2 protein-coding genes and 1 pseudogene are annotated in these 2,364 nt (G+C 58.4%); all 3 read right to left on the bottom strand.

What is annotated here, in order from left to right; translation table 11 throughout:
* Positions 1 to 392 (bottom strand): annotated as a pseudogene (locus tag B7X90_RS18310) (carbamoyl phosphate synthase large subunit); the annotation flags it as partial.
* A gap of 4 nt (positions 393 to 396) precedes the next feature.
* Positions 397 to 1,125: a hypothetical protein gene (locus tag B7X90_RS18305; protein ID WP_292627027.1), complete on the bottom strand. Its 729-nt coding sequence runs from the start codon at positions 1,123 to 1,125 to the stop codon at positions 397 to 399.
* Positions 1,122 to 2,297 (bottom strand): glutamine-hydrolyzing carbamoyl-phosphate synthase small subunit, encoded by a 1,176-nt coding sequence (carA, locus tag B7X90_RS18300; RefSeq protein WP_292627026.1) that lies wholly within the window; start codon positions 2,295 to 2,297, stop codon positions 1,122 to 1,124. The genes B7X90_RS18305 and carA overlap by 4 nt, the downstream gene beginning before the upstream one ends.
* Positions 2,298 to 2,364: the final 67 nt, after the last annotated feature.

The raw sequence follows: 2,364 nt of genomic DNA, 5'->3' as shown, positions 1-2,364 counted from the left end.
CGCTGGCGGTCCTCGGCCTTGTCGATCGCATCGGCATCGGCACCGATCATCTGCACGCCGTACTTTTCCAGCGTGCCATCGTTGAACAGCGCCAGCGCGGTGTTCAGCGCGGTCTGCCCGCCCATCGTCGGCAGCAGCGCATCGGGCCGCTCCTTCTCGATGATCTTGGCGACGATTTCCGGCGTGATCGGCTCGACATAAGTCGCGTGCGCCATGTCGGGATCGGTCATGATCGTCGCGGGGTTCGAATTGACCAGGATGATGCGATAGCCCTCTTCCTTGAGAGCCTTCACCGCCTGCGTGCCCGAATAATCGAACTCGCAAGCCTGGCCAATGATGATCGGCCCGGCGCCGATGATCAGGATCGAGGAGATGTCAGTGCGTTTGGGCATGTTTTTATACACCGAGAAGAGATTTAAGAGATAGCCAAGCTTGCTCAGCAAGTGCGCCTACTGGCTTATCTGCGAATGCTTCGACAACCCAGAAAAGTGCTTTATAACCAAGGTACATCACCGCGCTCACTCTCACCTCGGGGCTTAATAGAGCGGATTTGAGTTCCTTTAGTTTTCGTAACCCCTCATCACGACCAAAGAGGTTGCTAGCTGCAACTTCATTATCTGCGGAAACGGCAGAAATTATTGCATCCAACTTATTGTTCAGCTGGTCAAAATCCGGCTGATTATCGCTGGCCAAGACAATTCTATCACTAGCCGGTACTGCTTCATCCGAAGCGACTCCAAAGCGCTGTGCAATGGCGAATGTCAGATCGGAATACCGATCTGATAAATCCCATGTTGGGCCATAAATTTGATCGGTGAACATTGCACTTCGAGAAATACAATAGAAGATTCCCGCTGGCGTCAGAGCAACGTCAATCGCCCTATGACCAAGCCTGTCGTTTGCACGCGGCATGTCCGACACCGTGCGAACAAGGCCAAGATCGGAAAGTTCTTCGACCACATCATCTAGGATGAGCCGGTCAAATTGGTCACCAATCGCGTTCAATGCCAAATAAAGTTCATCTAACCGCATGAATGGCTGGAAGGGGAAGGATTCAGACTGAACCAACAGTTCTCCCAACAAGGCAAGGGTCAACCTATCTGGCTGAAACTCATCCTCTATCACCCCAACATCCCCACAAACTTCTCGAACAGGTAGAAACTATCCTGCGGTCCCGGCGAAGCTTCTGGGTGATACTGCACCCCGAACGCCCGCTTGCCCTTCACCGCGATCCCGCAGTTCGATCCGTCGAACAGCGACACATGCGTTTCGATCACGTTCTCGCCCAGCGCGCCCGGTGCGTTGTCCACCGCGAAGCCGTGGTTCATCGAGGTGATCTCGACCACACCGTCTTCCATCCGCTTGACCGGGTGGTTCGCGCCGCGATGGCCCTGGTGCATCTTTGTGGTGCGTGCGCCTGCAGCAAGGCCCAGCATCTGGTGGCCGAGGCAGATGCCGAACACCGGCAGGTCCATCTCCAGCAGCTTCTGGATCACCGGCACGGCATAGGCCCCCGTCGCCGCCGGATCGCCCGGACCGTTCGACAGAAACACGCCATCGGGCTTGAGTTCGAGGATCGTTTCCAGCGAAGTCTGCGCCGGAACCACCGTCACGCTCGCGCCCGCTTTCACCAGATTGCGGAAGATATTGTCCTTCGCACCATAATCGATGGCGACGACATGCTTGCGCGTGTCGTGCGGCGAACGGCCAAAGCCCTTGCCCAGATGCCAGACCGAGCCTTCCCACGCCTCTTGGCTCTCGCGCGTGACCACGCGGGCAAGGTCCATGCCTTCCAGCCCCGGCCACTCGCGCGCCCGCGCGACCAGCGCCGGAATATCGAACGCGCCATTGGGATCGTGCGCGATCACCGCGTTGGGCGCGCCGCTCATGCGGATGCGGCGGGTCAGCGCGCGGGTATCAAGGCCCGAAATGCCGATCTTGCCATGCTTTTCCATCCACTTCTGAAACGCCCCGGCAGAGCGGAAGTTGGCAGGCGCGGTCACATCCTCACGCACTACGCAGCCCACGGCACCCGGCACGTCATGGCTTTCCATGTCTTCATCGTTGGTGCCGACATTGCCGATGTGCGGGAACGTGAAGGTCACCACTTGCCCCGCATAGGACGGGTCGGTCATCACTTCCTGATAGCCAGTCATCGCGGTGTTGAAGCATACTTCGCCTACCGCAGCGCCGGTTGCGCCGAAGCCACGTCCCCATGCCACAGAACCATCCGCAAGAACGAGGACTCCCGTCGCACCATCTGGTTGAGGCGCGTGCGAAAGTGCGGGGTCGGCCATGATTGGGGGCGCTCCGTTGGCAGTGGTTCTGGCGATGTTGCTAAGGGGCGGCGGTTAGACCTGAGTC

It is taken from the genome of Novosphingobium sp. 17-62-19 (genome assembly GCF_002256775.1).
Lineage (GTDB): Bacteria > Pseudomonadota > Alphaproteobacteria > Sphingomonadales > Sphingomonadaceae > Novosphingobium.
Note: the sequence above shows the minus strand (reverse complement) of the source record. Positions and strands in the feature narration are given on the sequence as shown.